This is a genomic window from Inquilinus limosus, from assembly GCF_051487185.1.
Classification (GTDB): domain Bacteria; phylum Pseudomonadota; class Alphaproteobacteria; order DSM-16000; family Inquilinaceae; genus Inquilinus; species Inquilinus limosus_F.
In genome coordinates this window covers 21203-42763 of sequence record NZ_JAHVDK010000005.1, presented here as the reverse complement: position 1 = coordinate 42763, position 21561 = coordinate 21203, and the positions used below count along the sequence as shown (strand labels likewise).

Below are 21561 nucleotides of genomic sequence, written 5' to 3'. Positions count from 1 at the left end.
TTGCGGCCTCGTTCCAAGAGCCGAAAGGATGAGGGGTCATGGCCGTGTGGTCAGGCGCTGCCGCCGGCCCGCTACTCCACGCAGTCCAGCAGGTCGCCGAGCTGGCCGATGCGGCCGCGGATGGTGGCGGCGCGGCCGGCGACGTAGCGCGACGGCTTGCCGGCCGACCAGCCGCGCGGGTTGGGCAGCACCGCAGCCAGCAGCGACGCCTCGCGCGCCGAGAGCTGCGCCGCGCTCTTGCCGAAATAGGCCTGCGACGCGGCCTCGACCCCGTAGATGCCGGGGCCGAGCTCGACCACGTTGAGATAGACCTCCATGATCCGGCGCTTCGGCCACAGCGCCTCGATCATCACCGTCAGATAGGCCTCGAAACCCTTGCGGATGAAGGTGCGGCCGTCCCAGAGGAAGACGTTCTTCGCCGTCTGCATCGAGATGGTGCTGCCGCCGCGCAGCCGGCCGATGCCGGACTGGTAGCGGTCCCAGGCCTTGCGCATCGACTCCCAGTCGAAGCCGTCGTGCCGGCAGAACAGGTTGTCCTCCGCCGCCACCGCCGCCCGGGCCATCACCGGCGCGATGTCGTCCCACGCCACCCAGTCGCGGTGCCAGCCCTCGCCCTCGAACAGGCGGATCACCATCAGCGGCGTCGCCGGCACCGGCAGCACGCGGTAGACGAGGGTCAGCGCCAGCGGCGCCAGGAACAGGAGGGCGAAGAGCCCCCACAGGATCTTCGACCACCAGCGCCGGCGTCCCCACCAGCGGCCGAGCCAGCCCGGCAGGGCGAGGCGCGGCAGGCGCGGCAGCTGCCAGCGGGACGACACCCGGCGCCGCGCTGCCCGCGCCATCTATCGCAGCCAGCGTTGCAGCCGCTCCGCCGCCTCGGCCATCTCCTCGGTCGCGCCGGCGAAGGAGAAGCGCATGGTCGCGTGGCCGCGGACCGGATCGAAATCGACGCCCGGCGTCGCCGCCACCCCGGTCTCGGCCAGCATGCGCCGGCAGAACTCGACGCTGTCGTTGGTCAGGTGGCCGATCTCGGCATAGAGGTAGAAGGCGCCGTCGGCCGGGGCCAGCCGGTCGAAGCCGGCGCGCGGCAACGCCTCCAGCAGCAGGCTGCGGTTGCGGGCGTAGCGGGCGACGTTGCGATCCAGCTCCTCACCGCAGTCGAAGGCGGCGACGGCCGCGTATTGCGACAGGGTCGGCGGCGAGATGTAGAGGTTCTGCGCCAGGCACTCGACAGGCCGCAGCAGGTCCTCCGGCAGCACCAGCCAGCCGAGGCGCCAGCCGGTCATCGAATAGTATTTCGAGAAGCTGTTGACGATGATGGCGCTGCGGCTGGTCTGCAGCGCCGTCGCCGTGGCCATGCCGTAGGTGATGCCATGGTAGATCTCGTCCGACACCAGGCGGATCGCGTTGGCCTCGCAATAGGCGGTCAGCTCGGCCAGGGCCTCGGGCGACAGCATGGTGCCGGTCGGGTTGGCCGGGCTGGCGACGATCAGCCCGTCGAGCTTGCCGCCATGGCGCTCCAGCAGCTCCGGCGTCGGCTGGTAGCGGGTCTCCGGCCCGGCCGGGATCTCCACCGGCTCGACCCCGAGGGCGGTCAGGATGTTGCGGTAGGCCGGGTAGCCCGGCGCCGCCAGCGCCACCCGGTCGCCGACATCGAAGGCGGCAAGGAAAGCCAGCAGGAAGGCGCCGGAGGAACCGGTGGTGACCACCACCTGCTCCGGCGCCACCGACACCCCGTAGGCGCGGCCGTGATGCGCCGCGATCGCCTGGCGCAGCGGCGGGATGCCGAGCGCCACGGTGTAGCCGATCCGGTCGTCGCGCAGCGCCGCCTGCGCCGCCGCCAGCACGCCGGCCGGCGCCGGAGTCGAGGGCTGGCCGACCTCGAGATGCAGCACGTCGCCATGCGTCTTCTCGCGCGCTGCGGCGGCGGTCATCACATCCATGACGATGAAGGGCGGCACCTGGCCGCGGCGGGAGATCTTCATGGCGGTCAGCCCTCGGCCGGGGCGGGCATTGCGCCACCGGGTCGACACAGTCCGTCTCTAGCGTGATGATCCAGCGAAACGGATCGCCGACACGGGGGGAGCGGAGCGTTGATGCAGGTCATTCGGATCGTGGTGCTGGCACTGGCGGCGGTCATCGTCGGGCCCCTGGCGGAGGCCCAGGCGCAACGCATTCCGGTGGTCCGCGACGCCGAGATCGAAACTAGCATCCGCCGGATGATGACGCCAATCTTCCGGGCGGCGGCGCTGAACCCGAATGCGGTCGGCATCTACCTGGTCAATGACGACGACGTGAACGCCTTCGTCGCCGGTGGCCAGAACCTCTTCGTCCACGCCGGGGTGATCCTGCAGGCGCGCAACGCCGGCGAGCTCCTGGGCGTGCTGGCGCACGAGACCGGGCACATCGCCGGCGGCCATCTCGCGCGCGGCGCGGAGCAGATGGAGCGCAGCAGGCTGATCGCCACCATCGGGTCGCTGCTGGGCGCCGCCGCCGGCGCCGCGGCCGGGCGCGGCGACGCCGCCATGGCCGGCGCCGTGACCGCCCAGGACATGGTCCGGCAGAACATGGTCAACTTCACCCGCGGGATCGAGAGCTCGGCCGACCAGGCGGGCCTGCGCTTCCTGGCCCAGGCCGGCATCCCGGCCGACGGCATGCTGAGCTTCCTGAAGCGCATGCAGGATGCCGAGCTGGCCCGCCCCACCGGCTCCCCTTACGCCCGCACCCATCCGCTGACCGAGGACCGGATCGAGGCGGTGCAGGCGGCGGTGGACAAGTCGCCGATCCGCGGCGGCCCCATGCCGCCGGGCTACGACGACATGTTCGCGCGGATGCGGGCCAAGCTGTTCGGCTTCACCCAGCCGCAGGCCGTGGCGCGGGTCTATCCGCCGAGCGACACCAGCATTCCCGCCCAATACGCCCGGGCGATTGCCGCCTATCGCAACAACATCTTCGCCGACGCGCTCAGCCGCACCGACGCGCTGATCAAGGCGGAGCCGCGCAACCCCTATTTCCTCGAGCTGCGGGGCCAGATCCTCCTGGAGACCGGGCGCCTGGCCGAGGCCCGGCCCTATTACGAGCGCGCCCTGGCCCTGCTGCCGAACGAGCCGCTGCTGCTGATCCCGCTGGCCCAGACCAAGATCGACCGCGGCTCCGACGCCGAACTGCGCAGCGCCATCCGCGACCTGGAGCGGGCCAGCGTCGACCCGGAGAAGACGCCGCCGATCGTCTGGCGGCTGCTGGGCACCGCCTATGGCAAGGTCGGCGACATGGGCAAGGCGGCCCTGGCCTTGGCCGAGGACAATCTCGCCCGCGGCGACCGGCGCAACGCCCGCGCCCAGGTCGACCGGGCGCTGCAGCTGCTGCCGCGCGGCTCTCCCGGCTGGCGCCGGGCCCAGGACCTGCAGCGGGAGGCCGAGGACCGGCCGGGTTAGTGCATGGCCTCACGGTCGAATTGTCGCCGGAGCCGTGTAACGCTTGATCATCCCGCCGCGAAAGGCGAGTAGTGAGGGATGTTGCAGCGAAAGGATCCTCCGATGCTCCGCCCCAGCCGCCTCGCCAGCCTGGCCGTCCTTGCCGCGGTGGCGGTCGCCGCGCCCTCGGTGCAGGCGCAGCAGACGATCGATCCGGCGCAGAAGGACGCGATCGAGCAGATCGTGCGCGACTACATCCGCGCCCATCCGGAGATCGTGGTCGAGGCGCTGGACGCCTATCAGGCCAAGAAGGAGCAGGAGGAGCGCGCCAGCCAGGCCAAGATGCTGACCAGCCGCGCCGACGAGATCTTCCGCAGCCCATCCTCGCCGGTGATCGGCAACCCTCAGGGCGACGTCACCCTGGTCGAGTTCTTCGACTACCAGTGCGGCTACTGCAAGCGCTCACAGCCCGACCTGGAGCGGCTGGTGAAGGAGGACAGCGGGTTGCGCGTGGTGCTGAAGGAGTTCCCGATCCTCGGGCCCGCCTCGGTGACCGCGGCCCGCGCCTCGCTGGCCGCGCAGAAGCAGGGCAAGTATCTCGAGTTCCACAGCAAGCTGATGGGCGTCAAAGGCCAGCTGAACGACCAAGTGATCTTCGACACCGCCAAGCAGGTCGGGCTCGACCTCGACAAGCTGAAGCAGGACATGAACGACCCGTCGGTGGCGGCGGAGCTGCGCGCCAACATGGACCTGGCCGAGGCGCTGGGGGTGCAGGGCACGCCCGCCTTCGTCATCAATGACCAGATCATCCCAGGCGCCGTCGGCTACGACGCGCTGAAGAGCCAGGTCGACAAGGATCGGGCCGGCTGAGGCCGGACGCGGACGTGCAGGTTGGGTTCGCGGCCGCGAACCCATCATCATTTGCCAGGAGCAAAGCGACGAAGCAAATACAGGGGCCGGCGCGAGCTGCCCCTGGATTGCTTCGCTGCGCTCGCAATGACGGTTATGGGAGCGCTAAGCGCCCGGATCAGTCCCTGCAGCGAGGAACCGCAGGACGGCCTCGGTGACCGCGTTCGGCGCCTCGCGCTGCGGGAAATGTCCGATCCCGGGTAGCACGTCCCGTTCGTAGCGGCCGCTGAAGAACTTCTCCTTCCCGGCCGAGGTGGCGCAGTCGTTGCAGGGGTCGGACCCGCCATGCAAAACCAGGGTCGGGACCGCGATCTGCAGATCGCCGGCCAGCCGCGCCTCGATGTCGTCATAGCGCGGGTCGCGCGGCGCCAGACCCCAGCGCACCCGGTAGGAATGCAGCGTCACCTCGGCCCAGTCCGGATTGTCGAAGGCGGCGGCCGTGGCCTCGAACTCCTCCTCAGGCAGATTCCAGGCCGGGGTCCAGATCCGCCAGATGTAGCGGGTGAAGCCACGGCGGTCGTTGCGCACCAGATCGGCGCCGCGGTCGAGCGCCATGTACCAGTGGTACCAATAGTTCTGGACCTGGGTCAGGCTGAGCTCCTGGTCGGGCGCGTTGGTGCCCCAGCCGACCGACAGCGCGACGCAATGCGAGATCCGCTCCGGCGCCAGGGCGCTGGCGATGTAGGCGGCGCGGGCGCCCCAGTCGTGCCCGACCACGGCGAAGCGCTCCAGGCCCAGCGCCGCGGCGAAATCGAGCAGATCCTGCCCCAGCGCCGAGAGCTGGCCGGAGCGCATGGTGCCGGGATCGCGGAACGTGGTGCCGCCGAAGCCGCGCAGATTCGGCGCCAGGGTGCGGAACCCGGCGTCATGCAGCGCCGGCAGCACACGGTCCCAGGTGCGCAGATGGTCCGGCCAGCCGTGCAGCAGCACCAGCGGACGGCCGCCGGCGGGGCCCGACTCCTCATAGGCGACGCGCAGCAGCGGGGTGTCGACGGACGCGGTCCGGGTCACGGCACTCTCCTTCGCCCCGGGGGGATCATTCCTTCACGGCGCCGGTCATGCTGGAGACGTAGTGCTCGACGAAGAAGGAGTAGAGCAGCACCACCGGCAGCGAGCCCAAGAGGGCGCCGGACATCAGGGCGCCCCATTGATAGGTGTCGCCCTGCACCAGCTCGGTCAAGACCCCGACCGGCACGGTCTTGCGCTCGGAATCCGAGATGAAGGTCAGGGCGTAGATGAACTCGTTCCAGGACAGGGTGAAGGCGAAGATCCCGGCCGAGATCAGCCCGGGCACCGCCAGCGGCAGGGTGATCCGGCGCAGGATCTGCAGCCGCGAGGCGCCGTCGATGATGGCGCATTCCTCCAGCTCGTAGGGGATCGAGCGGAAATAGCCCATCAGCAGCCAGGTGCAGAACGGCACCAGGAAGGTCGGATAGGTCAGGATCAGCGCCCATTGGCTGTTCAGGAGGCCGAGCCCGCCGAGCTGGACCGCCAACGGGATGAACAGGATCGAGGGCGGCACCAGATAGGCCAGGAAAATGGCGAGGCCGACGAAACGCGCCCCGGTGAAGCGCAGCCGCTCGATCGCATAGGCGGCGAGGACGGAGCAGACCAGCGCGAGCACGGTCGACCCGACCGCGATCACCATCGTGTTCCACAGCCAGGCGGGATAGGAGGTCTCGAACAGCAGGAACTGGATGTGCCGCAGCGTCGGCTCGGCCACCCAGAGCGGGTTATAGTCCTTGTAGTTGTAGAGCTCGGCGTTCGATTTGATCGAGGTGATCCCCATCCAATAGAAGGGGAACAGCAGCACGAAGACGAACACCGCGAGCGGCAGATAGACCGTCACCACCCGGCGCGGCAGCTTTTCGAGATAGCCCATGCCGCCTTCATCGGCGACCACATCGCTCTTGATCGCCATCAGTCGCGCCCTCCCTGCTGCCAGCGCTGCCGCTGCAGGCCGAAATAGCTGAACATCACCGCCGCCAGCAGGAACGGGATCATGGCCGAGGCGATCGCCGCCCCCTCCCCCAGCTGGCCGCCGGGGATGGCGCGCTGGAAGGACAGCGTCGCCATCAGATGGGTGGCATTGAGCGGCCCGCCGCGGGTCAGCACATAGATCAGCTGGAAGTCGGTGAAGGTGAACAGCACCGAGAAGGTCATCACCACCGCGATGATCGGCGACAGCATCGGCAGGGTGATCCAGCGGAAGCGCTGCCAATTCGTGGCGCCGTCCAGCACCGCCGCCTCGTACAGCGACTGCGGGATGGTCTGCAGCCCGGCCAGGAGGCAGATCGCGACGAAGGGGATGCCGCGCCAGATATTGGCGGCGATCACCGAGGTGCGGGCGTTGGCGACGTCGCCCAGAAAGTTGATCGGCGCGTCGATCAGCCCCAGCTGGATCAGGGCCCAGGAGATCACCGAGAACTGGGCGTCGTAGATCCACCAGAAGGCGATGCCCGACAGCACCGTCGGCACCACCCAGGGCAGCAGCACGATGGCGCGCAGGAAGGCCTTGAACGGGAGGTGCCGGTTCAGCAGCAGCGCCAGCCACATACCGAGAACGAATTTGAAGATGCTGGCGACGGCCGTGTAGAGGATGGTGTTGAACACGGAGAGCCAGAAGATCGAATCCTCATAGAGGAATTCGTAGTTCTCGATGCCGATCCAGATGCCGGGCCGGCCGAGGCGCGTGTCGGTGAAGCCGAGATAGACCCCGAGGCCGAGCGGATAGGTCAGGAACAGCAGCAGGATCGCTGCGGCCGGCAGCAGGAAGGCCAGCCCCAGCGCGTTGCGGCTTTCCATCATCCTGGCCGTCCAGGAGGCGGCATAGGGCGGCGATCTTCGCTGTGCGATCGACATCATTCCTCCACAGTGTCCGGCCGCCTTCTTCGGGCGGCCCGGCTCGGCCTCAAGCCGGACTGAATATGCCCGTCATATTGCGCCCCGGTCTACCCGCCTTCGGCGCTACTGGTGGGGGATCGCAGGATCCAGCCCCTTGACCGTGTCGAGACCGGTGACGCCGGTCAGGATCGCCGCACCGAAATCGGCGCCGGTGGCGTCGGCGCCGGTGAGATCCGCCCCGGTCAGGTCGGCGCCGGAGAAATCGGCGTGCAGCAGGCTGGCCCCGGTGAACCGGGCCCCTTGCAGCTTGGCGAAACGGAACCAGGCGCGCCCGAGATCGGCGCGGGTGAAGTTGGCGCCGTCCAGCCTCGTGCCCGAGAAGTCGGCGCGCATGATGCCCATCGATTGATTGCGCATGTCGACCCCGAGCCTGGCATCGGTGAAATCGGCGCCGCGCAGGTCGAAGCCGCCGAAGCGGGCGATCACCCGCGCACCGACGAACTTCGTGCGGGTGAAGACGGGGGCTTCGGCCGGGTTGGTCTGGAGGCCCGAGGAGACCACCAGCCCCTGGACATTCGCGCCGGACAGGTCGGCATCGGTGAAGTTCGCCCGGATCACCCAGGCGAGGCCGAGATTGGCGCCCGACAGGTCGGCCCCGGTCAGGTTGGCGTTTTCGAGCTTGGCCGCGAACAGGTTGGCACCGGCGAGCTTCACCCCCGACAGGTCGAGACCGCTGAGGTCGACCTTCTCCAGCGACCGGCCGGAGAGATCGGCTGGTGCGGCGGGGGAGCCGCGGGCCAGCATCGCGACGACCTGGTCCCGCGTCAGATCGGCACCCCGCGCCGGCACGGCCAGGGCCAGAAGCAGTGTCGCCAGCACGACCCGACCGCCGAACACCATCCTCCCTCCTCGAGGCGAACCTACCAAATCGTCATGGCGAGCCCCGCAGGGGCGTGGCCATCCAGCGGCACGGACTCCTGGATGGCCACGGCGCTTCGCGCCTCGCCATGACGATGAGGGGGCAGGGATCAAAAACGACCGCCCGCCGCTACACCCGATAGTACCGCTCTGCCCGCTTCTGGGCCCGCGCGGCCGCCTCCTCCGGCGTGCGCTGGCCGGTGGCGGCTTCGGCGACCATGTTGACGACGATGTAGTCCGCCATCGCCGCCGCTGACGCGTAGCCCAGGGGACCGGCATAGCCGTTCGTGCGCAGCCGCTCCGACGCGCCGGCATAGGCGGCGTGGTTCGGGTCGGCCTTCCAGGTCGGGTGGTCGGCATAGCCCTTCAGCGGCTGGCAGCAATAGCCGCTCGACTGCTCCATCCAGGGGAAGAACTGCTCCTTCTCCCACATGAAGCGCAGGTACTCCTTCGCCGCGTTCGGGTACTTGGTGTAGTTGAACACCACCGCCGAGGTGGTCTGGCACAGCTCGACCGGCCTGCCGACCGGACCGACCGGCAGCGGCACGCAGCGGATATCCTTCGCCATCTCCTTCAGATTGGCGTCGTTCTTGGCGGCGTAGTAGAGCGACACGCCGTTTGCGGTCATCGCGACCTCGCCGGCCAGGAACGCCCGGTTGTTGTTGCTGTCGAGCCAGGCCTCGGTGCCGGGGATGAAGGTCTTGTACAGCTCGGCCGCATATTTCAGCCCGGCGATCGTCTCCGGGCTGTTGATGACGACGTTGCCCTGCTCGTCGACCATCCTGCCGCCATGGCTCCACATGATCCAATGGCCGAAATTGTTGCCGTCGCCGACCGCGTTGCCGAGGGTGAAGCCGGCCGGGTGGCCGATCTCCTTCAGCTTGCGGCACAGCGCCAGGAAGCCGTCGGTGTCCTTCGGGAATTCGGAGAAGCCGGCCTCTTTCACCCAGCTCTCGCGGTAGCAGATGGCGTTGCCGATCGCGGCCAGCGGCAGGCCGATGAACTTGCCGTCGCGCTGGGCATAGCCCTGCAGGCCCTCGTACCAGCCGCCGTATTTGTTGCCGAGATAGGTGGCGAGCTCGGTGACGTCGAGCAGCTTGTCGGGATAGAGCTGGGCGTCGTCGAACCAGACCAGCACGATGTCCGGCCCGCTGCCGACATTGGCGGCGACCGCCGCCTTCGGCCGGATGTCCTCCCAGCCCTCGCTGTCGACCCGGACCGGAACGCCGTATTTATCGCTGAACGCCTTGGTGTTGGCGAGCCACTGGGTCTCGTCGCCCTGCACGAACTTGGCCCAGCGCAGCACCCGCAGCGACGCGCCCGATTCCGGCGTGTAGGACAGGTCCTGGGCGTGGGCCGGCCGGACCAATCCGGAGGTGCCGAGGGCGCCGGCGGCCGCCAGCCCCGCCCCCGCCTTCAGGATGCCACGCCGCGTGAACTCAGCCATGTTTCCTCTCCCGTCATGTCTTTGTTCTGAAGGGTCCAGCCGCCGTCACAGGCGGCGTTCGGTCTCCGCGTCGAACAGATGGATGCGCCCCACATCGGGCTGCAGCCGGATCATGTCGCCCGGGCCGAAGGATTGGCGTTCGCCGAACATGGCGCAGATCTCCTGCCCCGCCATGCGGCCATAGACGAAGGTGTCGTCGCCGGTCGGCTCGACCACCTCGACCTCGGTCGGCAGACCGGCGCCGTCGGCGGCGACGCGCAGATGCGACGGCCGCACGCCGTAGCGGACCCGCCGCCCGGCCTCGACCGAGGCATTCGGCGGCAGCGGCAGCAGCGTGCCGTCGCCGGCGCGGACGCCGCCATCCGCCACCGTGCCGTCGATGAAGTTCATGGCCGGCGAGCCGATGAAGCCGGCGACGAAGACGTTGACGGGGTTGTCGTAGAGCTCCAGCGGCGCGCCCGCCTGCTCCACCCGCCCGTCGCGCATCACCACGATCTGGTCGGCCATGGTCATGGCCTCGACCTGGTCGTGGGTGACGTAGATCGAAGTGGTCTTCAGCCGCTGGTGCAGCAGCTTTATCTCGGTGCGCATCTGCACCCGCAGCTTCGCGTCGAGATTCGACAGGGGCTCGTCGAACAGGAACACCTGCGGGTTGCGCACGATGGCGCGACCCATGGCGACGCGCTGGCGCTGGCCGCCGGAGAGCTGGCGCGGATAGCGGTCGAGCAGCGCCGAGAGGCCGAGGATGCCGGCGGCCTCCCCGACCGCCCGATCGATCTCGGCCTTGTCGGTCTTGGCCAGCATCAGGGCGAAGGCCATGTTGTCCCGCACCGTCATATGCGGATAGAGCGCGTAGTTCTGGAACACCATGGCGATGTCCCGCTCCTTCGGCGGGACATCGTTGATGCGGCGGCCGGATATCGCGATCTCGCCGCCGGTGATGCGCTCCAGCCCCGCGATCATGCGCAGCAGGGTGGACTTGCCGCAGCCGGAAGGGCCGACCAGGGCCACGAATTCATGATCGCCGATCTCGATGTCGACGCCATGGATGATGGGTACGGCGCCGAAGCTCTTGGTGACACCGCGGATCGAGACCGACGCCATCTGTCCTCCCTGTCTGCTGTCGGCGGCTGCGGCCGCCGATTGTTGCCGGAGAGCGTAGCGGATGGCCCGGACGGGTCAAACGGATTCGGCCGTATGGTCCGACGATTTGGGATCGGCGACGCCGGAATCCCTAAGCGGCTCAGGAACCGAAAAAAATATTCATGAAACGGGTCCGTGGCCGCATCCGAATACACAGATGCCGCTCAACAACGCACTCTACATACAGAGGCGATCGAGCGTCGCTTCCGGACGAGCCGGAAGTGCCCTGCCTTGCGGAGAAAACCATGCTGAACGCGATCGATCGCCGTGAGTTCCTGATGGGCCTGGCCGCCGCCGGCGGTGCGGCCGTGCTGGCGGCGGGCCATGCCCGCGCCGCGGCGGCGGCCGCACCGGCCGCGCCGGTCGCCGTGCCCCGCGCCCGCAACGTCGTGCTGGTTCATGGCGCCTATGCCGACGGGTCCTGCTGGGTGGAGATCATCCCCCGGCTGCAGCAGGCCGGGCTGACTGTGACGGCGGTGCAGAACCCGCTGCAGTCGCTGGCCGAGGACTGCGCCTTCACCCAGCGCATCCTGGACCTGCAGGACGGCCCGACCGTGCTGGTCGGCCACTCCTATGCCGGCGAGGTGATCACCCAGACCGGCGTGCATCCGAAGGTCTCGGCCCTGGTCTATTGCTCCGCCCGCGCGCCGGACGCGGACGAGGACTACACGGCGCTGGCCAAGACCTACCCGACCCCACCGGCGAGCGCCGGCCTGGTCCATGCCGGCGGCTATGCCTGGCTGGGCGAAGAAGCGTTCCTGCGCGACTTCGCCGGCGATGTCGACCCGGCGAAGGCGCGCGTGTTGTACGCCGTTCAGGGCCGCGTCTCCGACACGCTGTTCACGGCCAAGGTGACGCAGGCGGCGTGGCGGTCGAAGCCGAGCTTCTACCAGGTCTCGGCCCAGGACCGGACGATCAACCCCGACCTGCAACGCTTCATGGCCAGGCGCATGAACGCGACCACGATCGAGCTGCCGTCGAGCCATCTCGGCATCGTCTCGCATCCCCAGGAGATCACGGCGCTGATCCTGGAGGCGGCCGGCGCGGCATGACGCGAGGCGGGCCGGGTCGGGTCCGCCCCGTCCCGGCCGCCGCCATCAACGCCGGTTGGGCAGGAAGTCCTCGATATAGTCCTCGACCACCCGGTCGATGCTCTCGTCGATCGGCAGGCCGAGCGCGCGGGCGCGGTCCCAGGAGGCGTCGGTGGCCCAGCCGTCGACGATCGCCTGGATCACCGGGTCCGGCTTCGTGGTGATCGGCCCCAGCGTGATCTGGTACTTCTCGGCCACCCGCTTCACCGCGGCAACCATATCCTCGATCGTGTAGGCGCGGCTCGGCAGGTTGACGGCGCGGTCGTCGCCCAGGGCCGAGGCCGGCGCCTCGTGCAGGCCGATGAAGCTGGCGATGCAGTTGCGGTAGCCCAGCATCGGCAGCTGCGCCCGGGTCACCGGCAGCACGCATTCCTCGCCGTTCAGCGGCTCGCGGAACACGCCGGAGCAGAAGCTGGAGGCGGCGGAGTTCGGCTTGCCCGGGCGGATGAAGATGGTCGGCAGCCGGGCCGAGCGGCCGTCGAAGAAGCCCTTGCGGCTGTAGTCGTTGACCAGCAGCTCGCAGATCGTCTTGGTGATGCCGTAGGTGGTCTGGCTGGTCTGCTTGGTCTCGTCCGTGACGACCTTCGGCATCACCGAGCCGCCGAACACGGCGATCGAGCTGGCGGCGACCAGGCGCTGCGCCCCGCCCTTGCGGGCCCGCACCGCCTCGAACACGTTCAGCCCGCCGTCGAGATTGACCTTGAGCGCGAGGTCGAAATCCTTCTCGCCGCCGCCCGACAGGATCGAGGCGAGGTGGAACACCGAGATGTCGTCGCGGTCGACCAGGCCGAAGACGGTGGCGCGGTCGGAGATGTCGCCGGTGACGATCGACACCCGGTCGTCGAGACCGGCCGGACGCTCCGCCGGCGCCGCCATGTCGAACAGTGTGATCGCGTCGATCGGCTCCTGCTGGCCGGAGATGCCGGTGAGGCTGCCCCGCTTCAGCAGCGCCCGGGCCAGGTTCAGCCCGACGAAACCGAGACCACCGGTGATGACGACCTTCATGTCCGAACGCTCCTCCGCTGCCGCCGGGCATGCCCCGACGGCCCAACACCACAATAGACCGCCGCCCGCGGCGACGCCCGTTTTCTCAGCGGACCTTGTGAAACCTCCCCCATCGGGTGTCTGATCGAGGAGTCCACGCTGGCCGTGGATCAATAAGGGGGGCGTTTGTATGACAAATCAAGAGTCAACGGGCGCGCAGACCGAGGTCGTGCCGACTGGGAGCGCGCAGACCGGCGCCGTCCGCTACGAGACGGTCGACCGCAGCTATTTCGAGAAGCGCGGCCTGAAACGATACGCTGGGGTCGCCTCGCTCTGGGCCCTCGGGGTCGGCGCCGTGATCTCCGGCGACTTCTCCGGCTGGAATTTCGGTCTCGGCGCCGGCGGCTTCGGCGGCCTGTTCTATGCCACGATCATCATCATGATCATGTATCTCGGCCTGACCTTCAGCCTGGCCGAGATGTCGCCGGCGATGCCGCATACGGGCGGAGCCTACTCCTTCGCCCGCTCCGCCATGGGGCCCTGGGCCGGCTTCATCACCGGCCTGACCGAGAATGTCGAATACATCCTCACCCCCGCGGTGATCGTATTCTTCATCAGCACCTATATGGGCAGCATCTTCGAGACGCCGGCCGCCGCCATGCCGCTGTGGTGGGCCGGCTTCTACCTGCTGTTCGTCGGCCTCAACATCGTCGGCGTGGAGATGTCCTTCCGCGTCTCGGTGCTGGTCACGGTGCTGGCGCTGCTGGTGCTGGCGATCTACTGGATCAGCGCCGTGCCGTATTTCGACATGGCGCTGGCGCTGAACATCCCGCCGGCCGAGGGCAACTCCGCCTGGCTGCCTCTCGGCGTCGAAGGCATCCTCAAGGCCATGCCCTTCGCCGTCTGGTTCTTCCTGGCGATCGAGCAGCTGCCCCTGGCGGCGGAGGAAAGTCACGACCCGAAGCGGGACATGCCAAAAGGCATCCTGCTGGGCATGTTCACGCTGATCCTGACCGCCTTCCTGACCCTGTTCCTGGTGGCCGGCGTCGGCGGCGGCGCGGCCACGATGGGATCGTCGGGAGAGCCGATCCTGGACGGCTTCCGCGCCTTCTACGGCGAGGGGCTGGCGAAGCTGCTGGCCCTGGCCGCGGTGATCGGCCTGGTCGCCAGCTTCCACACCATCATCTTCGCCTTCGGCCGGCAGATCTATTCGCTGTCGCGGGCCGGCTACTTCCCGCGCGGCCTGTCGGTCACGCACGGCACGCGCAAGACCCCGCACCTCGCCCTGATCGCGGGCGCGGTGGTCGGCTTCACGGTGATGATCGTGATCTGGCTCACCACGGATACCAGCGTGGCCACCACGGTGATCGGCACGACGCTGCTGAACATGGCGGTGTTCGGGGCGATGCTGTCGTACCTGCTGCAGGCGATCTCCTTCATCGTCCTGAGGGTCCGGCTGCCGCATATCGAACGGCCCTATCGCAGCCCGCTGGGCATCCCCGGCGCGGTGCTGACGGCCGCCATCGCGATCGTGACTCTGGGCTTCCAGATGCAGGACGCCGCCTATCGCCAGGCAGTGCTGCCGGTCGCCATCTGGATCCTGATCGGGGTCGCCTACTTCCTGATCTGGGGCCGGCACAAGCTGGTGCTGTCGCCGGAAGAGAAGTTCGCGCTCGAGCGCGGCAAGGCAGCCTACGAGTCGCACTGATGGGTTTGGGGAGGGGCCGGCGCGGCCCCTCCCCGGCCATTTCAATATAGATCATCCGGCATCAGGAGGCGTCGCAGCCTCTCTTGCCGCCGCTTCGCTCGGCGTGCTCAGAATAGGACTGCAAGAGATCACAACCCGCACCGGCCAGACCGGACGCAACAGCGGGCGACAGGAAACGGGAGACTTCGAGACATCATGGCGCAACCCACCACCCGGGCCGCGGCCCCCGTGACCGCGGCCCCCATCACGGCCAATGATGCCCGCAAATTGGTCGAAGAGAGCGACTACAGCCACGTCAAGGTGGCGCTGACCGATGTCGATGGCATCCTGCGCGGCAAGTACATCTCCCGCGACAAATTCCTGTCGGCACTGGAGAAGGGCTTCGGCTTCTGCGACGTGATCGTCGGCTGGGACAGCCACGACCAGCTCTACGACAACGTCCGCTACACCGGCTGGCACACCGCCTATCCGGACGCGCCGGTGCGCATCCTGCCGGAGACGATGCGCCGCCTGCCCTTCGAGAACGGCCTGCCCTTCTTCCTGTGCGAGCTGGCCGATCAGGCCGAGGCGGTGTGCCCGCGCGCCCTGCTGCGCCGGATGCTGGACAAGGCGAAGGACATGGGCTTCGGCCTGAAGGCGGCGTTCGAATACGAATTCTTCCTGTTCGACGAGACGCCGCATTCGGTGCGCGAGAAGCACTACCGCAACCTGACCAGCCTGACGCCCGGCTTCTTCGGCTATTCGGTGCTGCGCAGCTCGGTGTGGTCGGACCTGTACCACGAGCTGCTCGGCACCATGCAGGCGCTGGACTGCGAGATCGAGGGGCTGCACACCGAGACGGGGCCCGGCGTGCTGGAGGCGGCGATCGCGGTCGATGACGGCCTGGCCGCCGCCGACAAGGCGACGATCTTCCGGACCTTCACCAAGGTCATCGCCCAGCGCAACAACCTGATGGCCACCTTCATGTCGAAGTGGTCGAACGAGGTGCCGGGGCAGAGCGGCCACATCCACATGTCGCTGGTCGACGCCAAGGGCAAGCCGGCCTTCCACGACCCGAAGGACCCGCATGGGATGAGCGCGACGATGCGCCATTTCGTGGCCGGCCAGAAGGCGCTGATGCCGGAGTTCCTGGCCATGATCGCGCAGACGGTGAACGCCTATTCCCGGCTGATCCCGGGCTTCTGGGCGCCGACCTCGGCGACCTGGGGGGTGGAGAACCGGACCACGGCGCTGCGGGTGATCCAGGGCGGGCCGAAGAGCCAGCGGGTCGAGTTCCGCATCGCCGCCGCCGACGCCAACCCCTACATCGTCCTGGCCGCGGCGCTGGGCGCCGGGCTGTGGGGCATCGAGCGGAAGCTGGAGCTGGGCCCGCCGGTCCAGGGCAACGCCTACGCCAAGACCTTCCCGCGCAAGATGGAGCTGCCGCGCACCCTGTGGGAGGCGGCGCAGCGGCTGCGCGCCTCGAAGCCGGCGCGCGCCCTGTTCGGCGACGAATGGGTCGAGCACTTCGCCGCCACCCGCGAATGGGAGGAGCGCGAATTCCGCAAGCACATCACCGATTGGGAACTGGCACGGTACTTCGAGATCATCTGATCCGGAGCCTGACGCCGGTGGCATAACCCCTCCCCGTCATTGCGAGGAGGCGAAGCCGACGAAGCAATCCAGAGTCGCTCGCACGGCCCTGGATCGCTTCGCCTTCGGCTCGCGATGACGGAGCGGGGGTGGAACCGCGTGCCAACAGAGAGGGATGTTCCATGGATCTCGGCCTGACCGGAAAGACCGTGCTGGTGACCGGCGGATCGAAGGGCATCGGCCTGGCCTGCGCCAAGGCGTTCCTGGCGGAGGGCGCCAGGGTGGCCATCGCCTCGCGCAGCCCGGCCAATCTCGACCGCGCCGCGGCCGGGCTTCCGGGCGCCATCGCCATCGCCGCCGACCTGACCGACGCCGCGGCGGCGCTGTCGGCGGTGGAGGCGGCCGAGCGCGCGCTGGGCCCGATCGACGTTCTGGTCAACTCGGCCGGCGCCGCCAGGCGCACCCCGGCCGACGAGCTGACGCCGGCCGCCTACCGGGCGGCGATGGACGCCAAGTTCTTCTCCTACATCAATGTCATCGACCCGGTGGTGAAGCGGATGGTGGCGCGGGGCACCGGCGTCGTCGTCAATATCATCGGCAATGGCGGCAAGGTGCCGTCCACGGTCCACATCGCCGGCGGCGCCGCCAATGCCGCGCTGATGCTGGCCACCGCCGGCCTCGCCACCGCCTATGCCGGCAAGGGCGTCCGCGTCGTCGGCCTCAACCCCGGCCTGACCGAGACCGAGCGCGTGGCCGAGGGCCTCGCGGCCGAGACCCGGCTGCACGGCATCTCGCTGGAGGAGGCGCGGCGGCGGGCGGTGTCGCGCATCCCGCTCGGCCGCCCGGCGGAGCCGGAGGAGATCGCCGACGCCGTGCTGTTCCTGGCCTCGGCCAAGGCGAGCTACATCACCGGCGTCAATATCAGCATGGACGGGCTGCAGAGCCCCGTCGTCGTCTAGGGTATCGGCCGGATGGTGACGAACGCCGCGCCCAGGACCTCGGGCGTGTCGGTCCAGGGGCTCGGCTTCCTGGTCGCGACCAGCCTGATGTGGGGGTTCAACTGGCCCCTGGTGAAGCATCTGGTGACGGTGCTGCCGCCTTTCTCGGTGCGGGCGGCCAGCGGCCTGATCGGCACCGCCATCGTGGTGGCGATCGCGTTAGCGCGCCGCGAATCCCTGCGGCCGCCGCGCGGCCAATGGGGCCGGCTGTGCCTGGCTGCCGGCCTCAACGTCACCGCCTGGATGGCGCTGACCACCCTGTCGCTGCTGTGGCTGCGGGCGTCGGAGACGACGATCCTGGCCTATACCCTGCCGCTCTGGGCCGCGCTGCTGGCCTGGCCGCTGTTGGGTGAAAAGCCGACCGCGGCCCGCGGCATCGGCCTGGTGCTCGGCCTGTCCGGCATCGTGCTGCTGGTGGCGCATGAGACGCCGGGCGATGCCGAGATCGGCGCCAAGCTGCAGGGCGTGGCCTTCGCCCTGGCCGGGTCGATGCTGTTCGCGCTCGGCACCGTGCTGGCCAAGCGGGCGCCGGTGGCGATGCCGCCGACCGCCCTGGTGGCGTGGCAGACCGGGCTCGGCCTCCTGCCGCTGCTGCTGCTCTGGCTGCTGTTCGAGCAGCCGGATTTCGCGGCGCTCGACGGCTTCGGCTGGCTGGCGCTGGTCTATGGCGGCGCCCTGGCCTTCGGCCTCGCCTATGTCGCCTGGTTCGCGGCGCTGCGGCGGCTGCCGGCCTCGGTCGCCACCATCGGGTCTCTGGTGGCGCCGGTGATCGGGGTGCTCGCCTCCGTCGCGATGCTGGGCGACCCGTTCGGCCTGCGCGAGATCGGCGCCCTGGCCCTGACCCTCGGCGGCATCGCCCTCGCCGCCCTGGCGCGGTGAGGCCGTGCCGAACTCCGCCACGCGAATTTTTTGGAATAAGGGGCGCCCGCCGATCGTCTCTGGTTACGGGGGGCCAAGCTCCCTCCACCACTGGACCCCTCAGCCCCGCCTCGGCGGGGTTCTTTTTTGGAGCCCGGACGGGAACCGCGTGCCGAACGCTGCCGGCGTCCTCGCCATCTTCGGCCGGTGGGGCTTTCTCCCGCAGCCATATCGGGCCTTGCGGAACAAGGGAACGATCACCACTTGTCCGCGTATCGAGTTTCGGCCGAACGACTTGGCCTCGCCGCAAACAGCGCGCCTGACTGACGACCTTCCGACAAATCTCGAATTCGCTGGCCACGCCATCGGCGTGGCCGAAACCTATGTACTTAAAGGAATGACACCCATGGATACGGGTACCGGGCATGGGCACCCTCAATGAGGGGCAGAAGGTCTCGTTCGAGCTTGTCGCGGACCGCAGGACCGGCAAGTCTGCCGCGGAAAATCTGCGCGCCGTCTGATCAGGCGAAGAGAGCTATACGGCTTTGACAGGCACACTGACGAAGCTTGTGGTTCTGAGCCCCGCGCCCGGTTCGCCGGTCGCGGGGTTTTCTTTGTTCACGCCCGGGTGGCGGAGCTTCGAGGGACCGGGGTGATCCGCTGCCGTCGCGGCAGCGAACAAGATCGTTCGGAATAGAATGCGACCCGACATCGTCTGTCTCATGGGGGTGCGAAAGCTCCCTTCCACCACTGGACCCCTCAGCCCCGCCCCCTCCGGCGGGGTTCTTTTTCCCGAGATCGGCGGGTTCAGGCCCACTCCGGCGGCGTCCCGGCGCCGGCGGTTCGATTGAGCGCCTGCCATCGGCTGAGGGATACGACGCCGTGCTCCGGGCGGGGCTCCCCGGGAAGACAGGCGATGAATTCCAGCGAGTGGCCGTCCGGATCATCGAAGAAGACGCTGGCGGCCGGCATCCAGGAGAAGACGATCGGCTCCGTCGCGGGCTGGCCGAATGCCGGCCTCGGCTCGACCCCGGCCTGGCGAAGGGCCGTGATCGAGCGGTGCACGTCCTCCAGATCGACCCTGAAGGAAATGTGCAGCCGGAACTGCAGAGGGGACGAGTGGATCGACCAGAGCCCCAGCATGCTTCGCTCCCTGGCACCGATCCAGAAGAACGCGGCATGGCGTTCCGGCACCCTGTGGGCCAGTTCGAGACCCAGCACGTCTCGATAGAAGGCGACGGAGCGGTCGAGATCGCTGACGGTGAGGTGGGTTTCGTAAAGAGCCTGGATCGGAACGACCGCCATGGCCGCACCCCTTTCTTCTCGGATCAAGACCAAACCCGCCTACGCCAGCGCCTCGGCATAGGGCGCCGCGATGCGGGCCTGGCGCAGCGTCGTCGCCCACCAGCGCAGCGCCTTCAGCATCACCGCCATGGCGGCGGTGGTCTCCGCCGGCTCGACCAGCCGGCCGGAGGCATCGAAGCGCCGCTGGGCGAAGGCCAGGCTGACCGTGTCACGCAGCGTCACCGCATGCAGCTCGGCGAAGACCAGGCGCAGCTGCTCCACCGCCCTCAAGCCCCCGGAGATGCCGCCATAGCAGACGAACGCCACCGGCTTGGCCTGCCACTCGGCATAGGCGGCGTCGATCATGAACTTCAGCACCGCCGGATAGGCGTGGTTGTATTCCGGCGTGACCACGACGAAGGCGTCGGCGCGGTCGATGTGCTCGCGGAAGGCGGTGACGCCCTCCCCGTCCCGCCGGCCACTCCAGTCCGGCAGGCCGAGCGCCCGTGGATCGATGACGTCGAGCGCGAAGCCGCCGGCCCGCTCGACCTCCCCGGCCGCCCAGCGGGCGACGGTGTCGCAGAACCGGCCGTCGCGGACGCTGCCGTAGATCAGGCCGATGCGGAGATGATCCATGATGTGCCCCTCGGATTCGGTGAGTCGAGGGCACGCTACAAGTTCAAGTCTACTTCAAGTCTAGCGGATTTCCGGGCGTTCGCTCTCATCGGCGCCTGCCTGGCCGCTGGCGACGGCATCGGCGGCATCAATCCTCTCGGACCTCACATCCGCCAGGCCGCTGATCCCGAGCCAGTGCCGGAACGCCTTGCGCATTCGGGCGCTGCCGTGCACCTCGATGAGCCCTGACGCCATGGCGGCCGAAAGCGCAAGATCACCGCGCCAGATGCGGATGAGATCGGGCAACGAGACCGCGACATAGATCTGGGCATCGCGGTCCGGCCGCTTCAGGCACAGCTCGCAGCGCCCGTTCTCGTTCAGGAACCACCAGCGCCGCTTCGCATCCGGCTGGTCGGTGAATTCGAGCTCGATGACGGTTCGTCCATCGCCAAGGCATTCCGGATGCGCGCCCTTCTCGAGCGCCCATAACAGTAAGCCGAGGTCCTTCTCATGCTCGGCGAGCTCTCGCCGCGACCAGCGCTGGCCCCAGACGCCGAGGGCCATGACGATCGGAATGAACTCCTCTCCCGCCTTGCTCAGGTGATAGGTCCAGCTGCGTCCGTCGTTCGACCTTCGCCGGATCACGATCCCCTCCGCCTGCAGCTGCTTCAGCCGCTGGGATAGGAGGGTCGGCGAGGCGAGCGGCACCCCGCGCTGGAGGTCGGAGAAGCGCGTCGCGCCGACCGCCAGATCCCGCAGGATCAGCGCCGTCCAACGCTCGCAGAAGATTTCCGCAGCCTTGGCGACAGGACAGAACTGATTATAGCTCCTCACCGCGATCGCCCCTTCACGACCGGCGATCTTACGCCTCCCCGGAAGCCGCGCCCACTCCAGATCCTGGAGTAGCCGCGGTGGGCATTGCGTGGTCGGATCACCTCCCGAGCGAAGGGAGGCCATGATGCCGGAGAGCACGATCAGCAGGATCCTCGACCACAACCGGCCGGCCGCCGCGGTCTGGGGCGTCGGCGGGCGGGCCTATGACGATATCAGTTTCGCCATCTCGGACGCGCTCAAGCACGCGGCGCAGCGCCTGAGCCCGAAGATGGGTGAGCAAATCCTCGACGTGGCGACGGGAACGGGCTGGAGCGCCCGCAACGTCGCGCGGACCGGGGCGCGCGTGACGGCCGTCGACATCGCACCGGAGCTGATCCAGGCGGCGGAGGAACTCTCCACCCATGTCACGCCGCGGATCGACTATCGGGTCGCCGATGCCGAGGCCCTGCCCTTCGCCGACGGGCAGTTCGACCGGGTCATCTCGACTTTCGGCGTCATGTTCGCCGGCGCCCACGCCGCCGCGGCGCGAGAGCTCGGCCGGGTCTGCCGGAAAGGCGGGCGGCTCTGCCTCGCGACCTGGGCGCCCGACGGCGCCGTGGCCCGCTTCTTCGCGGTGTTGGGAGCGTACAGCAGGACGCCGCCGCCGGAGCCCTCGCCCCTGCGGTGGGGCGATCCCAACTACGTCGAAGGCCTGCTTGGACGGGATTTCGCCCTCATATTCGAATGGGGTGTCAGCGACGCCTTTCATGACAGCGCCGAGGCCGTCTGGGCGTGGTATCTGCGCGGCTTCGGGCCGCTCCGGACAATCCATGACGGTCTCGACGAGGCCGGCCGGATCGCCTTGAAGAGAGACGTCGACGCCTATCACGATCACTACCGCGTCGAGGCGGGGCTCCATATTCGGCGCGAGTACCTGATCACCATCGGCGAACGGCGCTGAATC

The 21561-nt window shown here is 68.6% G+C and carries 20 protein-coding genes; 8 read left to right on the top strand and 12 right to left on the bottom strand.

The genetic code is table 11. The features are described 5' to 3' along the window. Window positions 1-71: 71 nt before the first annotated feature. Both mtgA and KXR53_RS07150 read right to left on the bottom strand, forming a co-directional pair. Window positions 72-842 (bottom strand): monofunctional biosynthetic peptidoglycan transglycosylase, encoded by a 771-nt coding sequence (gene mtgA / locus KXR53_RS07155; protein WP_437374416.1) that lies wholly within the window; start codon window positions 840-842, stop codon window positions 72-74. After that, entirely contained in the window at window positions 843-1985 is a 1143-nt protein-coding gene (locus KXR53_RS07150; RefSeq protein WP_437374415.1) for an aminotransferase class I/II-fold pyridoxal phosphate-dependent enzyme, read from the bottom strand. Between the two features lie 111 nt (window positions 1986-2096). Between KXR53_RS07150 and KXR53_RS07145 the strand changes: the two genes are divergently transcribed. Beyond that, window positions 2097-3434 carry a M48 family metalloprotease gene (locus tag KXR53_RS07145; RefSeq protein WP_437374414.1) on the top strand — a complete coding sequence of 446 codons (1338 nt, stop codon included), beginning with the start codon at window positions 2097-2099 and terminating at the stop codon, window positions 3432-3434. 102 nt (window positions 3435-3536) lie between these two features. Next, a complete protein-coding gene (locus tag KXR53_RS07140; RefSeq protein WP_437374413.1) occupies window positions 3537-4283 on the top strand; it encodes a DsbA family protein in 747 nt (248 codons plus the stop codon). A gap of 144 nt (window positions 4284-4427) precedes the next feature. Here the strand turns inward: KXR53_RS07140 and KXR53_RS07135 are convergent, their stop codons facing one another. The 6 genes from KXR53_RS07135 to KXR53_RS07110 form a co-directional block, all read right to left on the bottom strand. Further along, window positions 4428-5333, bottom strand: coding sequence for an alpha/beta fold hydrolase (locus KXR53_RS07135; protein WP_437374412.1), 906 nt, complete (start codon window positions 5331-5333; stop codon window positions 4428-4430). Window positions 5334-5358: 25 nt separating this feature from the next. Then, window positions 5359-6243 carry a carbohydrate ABC transporter permease gene (locus KXR53_RS07130; RefSeq protein WP_437374411.1) on the bottom strand — a complete coding sequence of 295 codons (885 nt, stop codon included), beginning with the start codon at window positions 6241-6243 and terminating at the stop codon, window positions 5359-5361. Next, window positions 6243-7184, bottom strand: a complete 942-nt coding sequence (locus KXR53_RS07125; protein WP_437374410.1) for a carbohydrate ABC transporter permease — start codon at window positions 7182-7184, stop codon at window positions 6243-6245. The genes KXR53_RS07130 and KXR53_RS07125 overlap by 1 nt, the downstream gene beginning before the upstream one ends. A gap of 105 nt (window positions 7185-7289) precedes the next feature. After that, window positions 7290-8066, bottom strand: a complete 777-nt coding sequence (locus KXR53_RS07120) for a pentapeptide repeat-containing protein (protein WP_437374409.1) — start codon at window positions 8064-8066, stop codon at window positions 7290-7292. Window positions 8067-8214: 148 nt separating this feature from the next. Beyond that, entirely contained in the window at window positions 8215-9531 is a 1317-nt protein-coding gene (locus tag KXR53_RS07115; protein WP_437374408.1) for an ABC transporter substrate-binding protein, read from the bottom strand. Between the two features lie 45 nt (window positions 9532-9576). Beyond that, a complete protein-coding gene (locus tag KXR53_RS07110) occupies window positions 9577-10635 on the bottom strand; it encodes an ABC transporter ATP-binding protein (protein WP_437374407.1) in 1059 nt (352 codons plus the stop codon). Window positions 10636-10919: 284 nt separating this feature from the next. On the opposite strand from KXR53_RS07110, the gene KXR53_RS07105 reads away from it, so the two are divergent. Beyond that, window positions 10920-11726, top strand: a complete 807-nt coding sequence (locus KXR53_RS07105) for an alpha/beta hydrolase (protein WP_437374406.1) — start codon at window positions 10920-10922, stop codon at window positions 11724-11726. A 45-nt stretch (window positions 11727-11771) separates the two neighbouring features. Here the strand turns inward: KXR53_RS07105 and denD are convergent, their stop codons facing one another. Then, the gene (gene denD / locus KXR53_RS07100; RefSeq protein ID WP_437374405.1) at window positions 11772-12770 is read right to left on the bottom strand and encodes a D-erythronate dehydrogenase; all 999 of its coding nucleotides are present in this window, start codon (window positions 12768-12770) and stop codon (window positions 11772-11774) included. 208 nt (window positions 12771-12978) lie between these two features. On the opposite strand from denD, the gene KXR53_RS07095 reads away from it, so the two are divergent. The 4 genes from KXR53_RS07095 (at window position 12979) to KXR53_RS07080 (ending at window position 17906) form a co-directional block, all read left to right on the top strand. Then, window positions 12979-14457, top strand: a complete 1479-nt coding sequence (locus tag KXR53_RS07095) for an amino acid permease (protein ID WP_437374404.1) — start codon at window positions 12979-12981, stop codon at window positions 14455-14457. Window positions 14458-14652: 195 nt separating this feature from the next. Then, window positions 14653-16050, top strand: a complete 1398-nt coding sequence (locus tag KXR53_RS07090; protein WP_437374403.1) for a glutamine synthetase family protein — start codon at window positions 14653-14655, stop codon at window positions 16048-16050. Window positions 16051-16211: 161 nt separating this feature from the next. Further along, complete coding sequence (locus KXR53_RS07085; RefSeq protein ID WP_437374402.1) at window positions 16212-16988, top strand: SDR family oxidoreductase; 777 nt, start codon at window positions 16212-16214, stop codon at window positions 16986-16988. 12 nt (window positions 16989-17000) lie between these two features. Beyond that, the gene (locus KXR53_RS07080; protein WP_437374401.1) at window positions 17001-17906 is read left to right on the top strand and encodes a DMT family transporter; all 906 of its coding nucleotides are present in this window, start codon (window positions 17001-17003) and stop codon (window positions 17904-17906) included. 786 nt (window positions 17907-18692) lie between these two features. Here the strand turns inward: KXR53_RS07080 and KXR53_RS07075 are convergent. The 3 genes from KXR53_RS07075 to KXR53_RS07065 are packed head-to-tail and all read right to left on the bottom strand — an operon-like array spanning window position 18693 to window position 20756. Continuing rightward, window positions 18693-19190, bottom strand: a complete 498-nt coding sequence (locus KXR53_RS07075) for a VOC family protein (RefSeq protein WP_437374400.1) — start codon at window positions 19188-19190, stop codon at window positions 18693-18695. 39 nt (window positions 19191-19229) lie between these two features. Next, a complete protein-coding gene (locus KXR53_RS07070; RefSeq protein ID WP_437374399.1) occupies window positions 19230-19805 on the bottom strand; it encodes an NADPH-dependent FMN reductase in 576 nt (191 codons plus the stop codon). Window positions 19806-19865: 60 nt separating this feature from the next. Then, window positions 19866-20756 carry a winged helix-turn-helix transcriptional regulator gene (locus KXR53_RS07065; protein WP_437374398.1) on the bottom strand — a complete coding sequence of 297 codons (891 nt, stop codon included), beginning with the start codon at window positions 20754-20756 and terminating at the stop codon, window positions 19866-19868. Between KXR53_RS07065 and KXR53_RS07060 the strand changes: the two genes are divergently transcribed. Beyond that, window positions 20743-21558 (top strand): class I SAM-dependent methyltransferase, encoded by an 816-nt coding sequence (locus tag KXR53_RS07060; RefSeq protein ID WP_437374397.1) that lies wholly within the window; start codon window positions 20743-20745, stop codon window positions 21556-21558. The two genes, KXR53_RS07065 and KXR53_RS07060, sit on opposite strands and share 14 nt — an antisense overlap. Window positions 21559-21561 lie beyond the last annotated feature (3 nt).

Excerpts from the sequence above, each read along its gene's own strand:
- mtgA (WP_437374416.1), bottom strand. The coding sequence starts at position 842 with ATGGCGCGGGCAGCGCGGCGCCGGGTGTCGTCCCGCTGGCAGCTGCCG.
- KXR53_RS07150 (WP_437374415.1), bottom strand. The coding sequence starts at position 1,985 with ATGAAGATCTCCCGCCGCGGCCAGGTGCCGCCCTTCATCGTCATGGAT.
- KXR53_RS07145 (WP_437374414.1), top strand. The coding sequence starts at position 2,097 with ATGCAGGTCATTCGGATCGTGGTGCTGGCACTGGCGGCGGTCATCGTC.
- KXR53_RS07140 (WP_437374413.1), top strand. The coding sequence starts at position 3,537 with ATGCTCCGCCCCAGCCGCCTCGCCAGCCTGGCCGTCCTTGCCGCGGTG.
- KXR53_RS07130 (WP_437374411.1), bottom strand. The coding sequence starts at position 6,243 with ATGGCGATCAAGAGCGATGTGGTCGCCGATGAAGGCGGCATGGGCTAT.
- KXR53_RS07125 (WP_437374410.1), bottom strand. The coding sequence starts at position 7,184 with ATGTCGATCGCACAGCGAAGATCGCCGCCCTATGCCGCCTCCTGGACG.
- KXR53_RS07120 (WP_437374409.1), bottom strand. The coding sequence starts at position 8,066 with ATGGTGTTCGGCGGTCGGGTCGTGCTGGCGACACTGCTTCTGGCCCTG.
- KXR53_RS07115 (WP_437374408.1), bottom strand. The coding sequence starts at position 9,531 with ATGGCTGAGTTCACGCGGCGTGGCATCCTGAAGGCGGGGGCGGGGCTG.
- KXR53_RS07110 (WP_437374407.1), bottom strand. The coding sequence starts at position 10,635 with ATGGCGTCGGTCTCGATCCGCGGTGTCACCAAGAGCTTCGGCGCCGTA.
- KXR53_RS07105 (WP_437374406.1), top strand. The coding sequence starts at position 10,920 with ATGCTGAACGCGATCGATCGCCGTGAGTTCCTGATGGGCCTGGCCGCC.
- denD (WP_437374405.1), bottom strand. The coding sequence starts at position 12,770 with ATGAAGGTCGTCATCACCGGTGGTCTCGGTTTCGTCGGGCTGAACCTG.
- KXR53_RS07090 (WP_437374403.1), top strand. The coding sequence starts at position 14,653 with ATGGCGCAACCCACCACCCGGGCCGCGGCCCCCGTGACCGCGGCCCCC.
- KXR53_RS07085 (WP_437374402.1), top strand. The coding sequence starts at position 16,212 with ATGGATCTCGGCCTGACCGGAAAGACCGTGCTGGTGACCGGCGGATCG.
- KXR53_RS07080 (WP_437374401.1), top strand. The coding sequence starts at position 17,001 with ATGGTGACGAACGCCGCGCCCAGGACCTCGGGCGTGTCGGTCCAGGGG.
- KXR53_RS07075 (WP_437374400.1), bottom strand. The coding sequence starts at position 19,190 with ATGGCGGTCGTTCCGATCCAGGCTCTTTACGAAACCCACCTCACCGTC.
- KXR53_RS07070 (WP_437374399.1), bottom strand. The coding sequence starts at position 19,805 with ATGGATCATCTCCGCATCGGCCTGATCTACGGCAGCGTCCGCGACGGC.
- KXR53_RS07060 (WP_437374397.1), top strand. The coding sequence starts at position 20,743 with ATGCCGGAGAGCACGATCAGCAGGATCCTCGACCACAACCGGCCGGCC.